Below are 6,000 nucleotides of genomic sequence, written 5' to 3'. Positions count from 1 at the left end.
AAACCTGATGGCAGCGGCAGCCCCGAAGTATGAGGGCTACAGCGAACAGCAGGACCAAACACCCCCAAGAACCTCTGCCTTTCATTTCCCAAAAAAATAAATCGCCATAGGTCAGAAGTGTCTAGTTTTTATGAAGACTAAAAGTCTCAATTTAGCTGTTTTTGTGGCCACAGATTAATAGTTAACGCTGCAACCCAGGCTAAATCGCTAAAACAGCCTTTCTTTTTTAGGGCATTGCAACGTGCAGCTCCACTGTTCGTAAACCTGATGGCAGCGGCAGCCCCGAAGTATGAGGGCTACAGCGAACAGCAGGACCAAACACCCCCAAGAACCTCTGCCTTTCATTTCCCCAAAAAAAAATAAATCGCCATAGGCCAGAAGTGTCTAGTTTTTATGAAGACTAAAAGTCTCAATTTAGCTATTTTTACAGCCATAAATTAATAGAATACAATACAAAGAACACGATCAAATATCCCAAATTCCGGCAGCACGACCCAGCTCTACCCAGGCCCTTGCATAGTTTGCCTGTGCACTATAGTAAGCTTGCTGTGTATCACTATAGATTCTCCGCGCAATCAGCACCTCAAGCAAAGAAGTTTCGCCTCTTTTATAACTGTATATTTTAGCATCCAATACTTTTTTCCCTTCACTTAATAAACCATTTTGGTATCGCATAACCTGCTTTTGAGCGGCCAGATAACTAAAATAGGCTTGTGCCACTTCTGATCTGATTTGCTGCAAAACACTTTCATATCTTAATCCGGCCTGCTGAATGGTGAAACGGGCAGCTTTGAGATCGCCTTTGTACCGATTTGAAAACTTCAAAGGAAAGCTAATGCCCACATTTACTGTTTTATGGTAAGGTGTAGGCGCTATTTCGTTTATTGAGACACCATTAAACTGTAAACCTGCATTGATCCCTAAATCGGTTACCCGGTTTGCCTTTACGAGCGCAAGTCCCTTATCAGCCAACGTTTTACTATTTGTTGCCGCGATAGCATCAGCACGCGAATGTTGGGCCTGTTCTATCAGCGATTCTAAATTTAATGTACGCGCTAAATTTTCAAAACTTGCCAAAGGGCAGATCAATGTATCGGGGTTTTTCTTGCCAGCAAAGGTACCCATTACCAGACGTGCATTTTGCCAATTAGCCTCATACTGATCAATACCGCTGAGCAGATTACTTGCCTCTAACTTAGATTGCCTGGCATCCGTTTGCGAAATAGAACCAAGTTGATAACGGACAGAATCCGCATCGGCGATCTGTTTCACAATGAAATAAGATTGTTGCTGCAGCCGCAGCAAATATTGCTGCTCTACGGCATTGTAATAAGCGATGGCTGCATCAGCACGTAAATTTCGCAGATAATCGAGTAAAACTGCCCTATTTAATTCAGTTTCACTTTTTGCGAGTGCAATCCGGGCTGTTCTCTTACCACCTAGTTCAAGTGTGGTAGATAAACCAAAGCTTACGCCCTGCCCCAATTTTAATTTTTTCTGCTGATTATCAAATACTCCTGCAGAAAACTCGGGATCTGGAAAAACCTGCGCACTTTCTATACCTGCTTCGGCAATACTTACATCATATTTCTGGGCAGCATATCCAATATTCTCCCGGCCAACCAGGTTCAAATATTGCTGGATCGACATTTCCGATACAGCGGGTAAAGTATTTTTTTGTGCATATACCCGTGCTAAACTCAGCACGGAAAGCATTGGAATTAAATATTTAAAATTCATGATTATAGATTTGTGGGTGGATTAAAATCGTTTTTACCCCATTTACTTTCTGATAGATAATAAAGGGCTGGCAGTACAAAAAGGGTAAGTGCAGTGGCTGCAAGCAAGCCATACACAATTACCGTGGCTAAGGGGCGCTGTACATCAGAACCAATACCTGTGGCCAAAGAGGCTGGCAAAAGGCCGAGTGCGGCAACGCTGGCCGTCATTAATACTGGCCTGAAGCGGTCTTTAGTGCCTAAAATCACGGCCTGAAGCAATTGACAACCTGCCCTACGGAGATCGTTGATATGCGAAACCAAAATAACGCCGTTTTGGATAGCGACTCCAAAGAGCGCGATAAAACCAACAGCTGATGATACATTTAATGTCATGCCCCTTAGGTTAAGGGCTAGCATTCCGCCAAAAAGTGCCAATGGTACAACGCCTAAAATTAAGCCCGCCTGCCTGAATTTGCCAAAGGCACCGTACAGCAACAGAAACATAATGGCCAAAGCCAGGGGCACTACCAATGCTAATTTTGCATAAGCACGGTTTTGGTTTTCGAACTGGCCACCCCACTCAATTTTATATTTTTCAGTATCATATTTTACATGTTTGTTAATTTTAGATTGCGCGGCTTTAAGGAAAGTACTCAGATCAATTCCCCTTAAATTTAGCCTTACCGTGAGCTGCCTCCGGTTCATTTCCCTTGAAATGGAACTTTCGCCCAGATCGGTTTTAATATCAGCAACTTGCGAGAGCGGTATCAATGCGCCGGTTGAAGCATGCAACATAAGATTGGCAATTTTATCGGGCGTGTTTCTGCTGGTTTCCTTATAGCGGCATATTACATCATAAACCCGATCGCCAGCAAATACCTGCGATACGGCCTTACCCCCAATAGCAACCTCTACCAATTGAGCCACATCATTCATGTTTAGGCCATACCTCGCTACTGCATCGCGGTTTATCCTGATCTGCAATTGAGGCAATGGTGGTTCCTGATCAATGGCAATATCAACCGCTCCTTTTACCTGCTGTAATGCCTGCACTACCTGCTCGGTAACGCGCCTGGTTTCTTTAAAATCTTCACCAAAAACCTTTACTACCAGTTCGCTATGGGCACCAGCTACTTTATCCATCACCCCATCAATCATAGGTTGGGTAAAGGCAATTGAATAACCGGGCATAGTAGCATATTCTTTGGCCAGTTCTTCTATCAGATCGGCTTTGTTGTATCCATGTCGCCACATGGCATAGGGCTTTAAGCCAACAGAAACTTCAAAGTGCGAGGGGGTAAAATAATCGGTACCCTGATCATTACGCCCTGCCTGCACATTTACATAGGTAATTTCAGGATGTTTTAATGTAGTTTGCCTTAACGCGTTGCTCATTTCTTTTGATTTTTCAAGTGTAATACCCGGGGGAAGCGATACCTGTAACCAAATCGATCCTTCATCCAATGGCGGCAGAAAATCCTTGCCAACTGTTGCTGAGAATAGCAGTGCGCCAAGCAGTATAACCACCAGGGGCAAAAAGATTTTTTTAGGCTTAGCCAGTATTTTAGTTACACGTTGTTCGTACCAGAGTGAAAACTTTTCTAACCATTTGTTGTGATAAATTTTACCTGGTTTTTTATATATCGCGTAGGCAAGGCCCGGAATAAGCAATAAGGCAACTGCTAAAGCCCCCAATAGCGCATAACCTACTGTAAATGCCATTGGTGTAAAAAGTTTCTTTTCTACGCGCTCAAAAGAAAATAAGGGGAGATAGGCAGTAATGATGATGATGGTGGAAAATAAGATAGGTTTAGCTACGGCCAATGCCCTTTTACCAATCGAAACCTCTTCGAACGGCTCCTCGGGATTTTCTTCCCTTTTTTTGAGAATGGTTTCGAGCATTACAATCGCACCATCAACAATAATCCCAAAATCTATAGCCCCCAAAGAAAGGAGATTAGCCGGTATTTTGGTAAAATGCATTAGTATAAAAGCAATAAGCAGCGATATTGGCACTGTAATGGCCACGATTAATGCGCCACGCCAGCTTCCTAAAAAAATAATAAGCACTACAATAACCAGCCCTATACCCTCTAAAAGTGTATGCGAAACGGTATTAAGTGTAGTGTTTACCAGGTTAGTGCGGTCGAGGTAAGGGCGTATGCGCACCCCTTCAGGCAGAATGTTTTTATTCAGCTCAGCAACCGCTTTGTGTATACCGGTAAGTACAGCCGATGGATTTTGGCCTTTTAACATCACCACAATACCTTCAATACCATCATCATAATTTACTTTACGATCAGTATAGCCTAATATTCCTTTACGTTCAAGTGTGCCATATTTTAATTCGCCAAGGTCTTTTACAAAAACCGGCACACCTCTAACCGACTTTACCACCACATCGCCCAACGCTGGCAAATCTTTCACCAAACCGATTCCCCTGATTACGTACCCCTGCTCTCCCCTGTTCAAAATGCTACCGCCTGCATTTGCATTATTACTGCTAATGGCTGTTTGCACATCTGTTAGCGCAATCTGGTATTGCGTAAGTTTATCAGGATCGATCTCTACCTGGTATTGAGTAGTGATCCCCCCGAAATTAGTTACATCTGCCACGCCCTGAACCTGCTTTATTTTGGGGATAATTACCCAATTTTGCAGATCGGTAAGTGCCCTGAGGTCGTGGTTTTTACTTTCGATAATGTAACGGTAAATTTCACCAGTTGGCGAAGTAAGCGGATCTAGTCCAGGAGCTGCACCAAATGGCAGGTTTATACCAGATAACCTTTCCTGAATGCGCTGACGGGCCCAGTAATCATCTACCCCATCATCAAAAACCATTGTTACGAGCGAAAGCCCGAAAAGACTCCTGCTGCGCATTACATGCATGCCGGGTAAACCGTTTAATGCCCGCTCGATGGGAATGGTAATTTGTTGCTCTACTTCTTCTGCAGCCAAACCAGGTACCTGTGTAACCACCTGTGAGGTTACATCGGCAATATCCGGGTAAGCTTCAATAGCCAGTTGTTTCCACGAATAATAACCAAATACACCCAGCAGGATAAATAAGGCTACAAAAAGCCAGCGCTTCTTAATTGCGGTAAAAATAAGTTGTTTCATTATGAGTTAAATTGAAATATTATGGCTTGGCCTGCAATAAATAGAAGCCACCTGCTGATACGATTTTTTCTCCCTTTTTAAGTCCCGATTTAATAATTATAAGATTTGCAGTGCTGGCGCCAGTCTCCACTTTTCGTCGCTCGTATTTACCATCTGCAGCTATCACAAAGACAAAACTGGCGCCGTTCATCTGTAATAATGCATTGGTTGGGATGGCAATTACGGCACCCGGCGGAGCTAAAAAATCTACATTAATATACATGCCCGGTTTTAACAGCAGATGTTCGTTTTCACATTCTATAAATACGGCGATGCTTCTGGTTTCTTCATCAACCATAGGGGCAATCCGGTATATCTTTGCTTTTAATTTTTTACCAGGCATTGCGGCAATTTCAATTTCACAAGTACCGTTTTCGTGGATATATTGAATATCTTTTTCTTTTACCTGCCCAACAACCCACACCTTTGATAGGTTGGCTATGGTAGCCACACTGGCCGCATCATCTTTGATAAACTGGCCCAGAACCACCTTATTTTCTATTACTTCGCCTTTAATGGGCGAATAGACTGTTAATGGCTGCCCTAATGATAATTTTTCGGGATCTGCTTTAAAAATCTTAATACCGATTAAAGCATTTTCGTATTCCTTTTTCTCTACATCAAAAGATGTTTGGGCCTCTTCGAGCTCTTTCTGGATGCCCACACCATGGGCCATTAAATCCTTTTGGCGTTTTAAAACACGTTCGGCCTGTTGCATCTGCGACTTCTCCTGAAAGAAAACCTTTTGTGCAGTAATAAAATCAGGCGAACTGATCTCAAACAAAGGAGTTTCGGTCGTGGTTTTCATTCCAAGTTTTAGAAACGACTGGGTTACACGCCCTTGAAATGGTGGGGCAATTTCGGCGTACTGAGTAGGAATTGCTTTTACCGTTCCGGCAGTAACCACCTGCTGCGTATAAGAAATGGTGTTTACCAGGCTTTCTTTTAGTTTTGCTTTTATCGGATCGTGATCCGGAACAATAACCAAGTTATCTTTTTGACTGATTCCTGCAGAGGCTTGCGCGGATGGCTGTTGTTTGCAGGATGCAAATATGGCTACCATACCAAGCAAAATAATTAATGCAAAATGAGGGTTGTTTTTTGTTTTCATATCAATGCG

Annotated in this window: 3 protein-coding genes; all 3 read right to left on the bottom strand. The window is 43.0% G+C overall.

What is annotated here, in order from left to right; translation table 11 throughout:
* Window positions 1-465: 465 nt before the first annotated feature.
* Genes HDC90_RS10190 through HDC90_RS10180 form a run of 3 tightly spaced genes read right to left on the bottom strand, consistent with a single transcriptional unit; the run spans window position 466 to window position 5,991 of the window.
* A complete protein-coding gene (locus HDC90_RS10190) occupies window positions 466-1,740 on the bottom strand; it encodes a TolC family protein (protein WP_184465964.1) in 1,275 nt (424 codons plus the stop codon).
* A gap of 2 nt (window positions 1,741-1,742) precedes the next feature.
* Window positions 1,743-4,841: an efflux RND transporter permease subunit gene (locus tag HDC90_RS10185; protein ID WP_184465962.1), complete on the bottom strand. Its 3,099-nt coding sequence runs from the start codon at window positions 4,839-4,841 to the stop codon at window positions 1,743-1,745.
* 19 nt (window positions 4,842-4,860) lie between these two features.
* The gene (locus HDC90_RS10180) at window positions 4,861-5,991 is read right to left on the bottom strand and encodes an efflux RND transporter periplasmic adaptor subunit (protein ID WP_184465960.1); all 1,131 of its coding nucleotides are present in this window, start codon (window positions 5,989-5,991) and stop codon (window positions 4,861-4,863) included.
* Window positions 5,992-6,000 lie beyond the last annotated feature (9 nt).

The organism is Pedobacter sp. AK013, from assembly GCF_014205835.1.
Lineage (GTDB): Bacteria > Bacteroidota > Bacteroidia > Sphingobacteriales > Sphingobacteriaceae > Pedobacter.
This window is presented reverse-complemented; position numbering and strand designations above follow the sequence as displayed.

Excerpts from the sequence above, each read along its gene's own strand:
- HDC90_RS10190 (WP_184465964.1), bottom strand. The coding sequence starts at position 1,740 with ATGAATTTTAAATATTTAATTCCAATGCTTTCCGTGCTGAGTTTAGCA.
- HDC90_RS10185 (WP_184465962.1), bottom strand. The coding sequence starts at position 4,841 with ATGAAACAACTTATTTTTACCGCAATTAAGAAGCGCTGGCTTTTTGTA.
- HDC90_RS10180 (WP_184465960.1), bottom strand. The coding sequence starts at position 5,991 with ATGAAAACAAAAAACAACCCTCATTTTGCATTAATTATTTTGCTTGGT.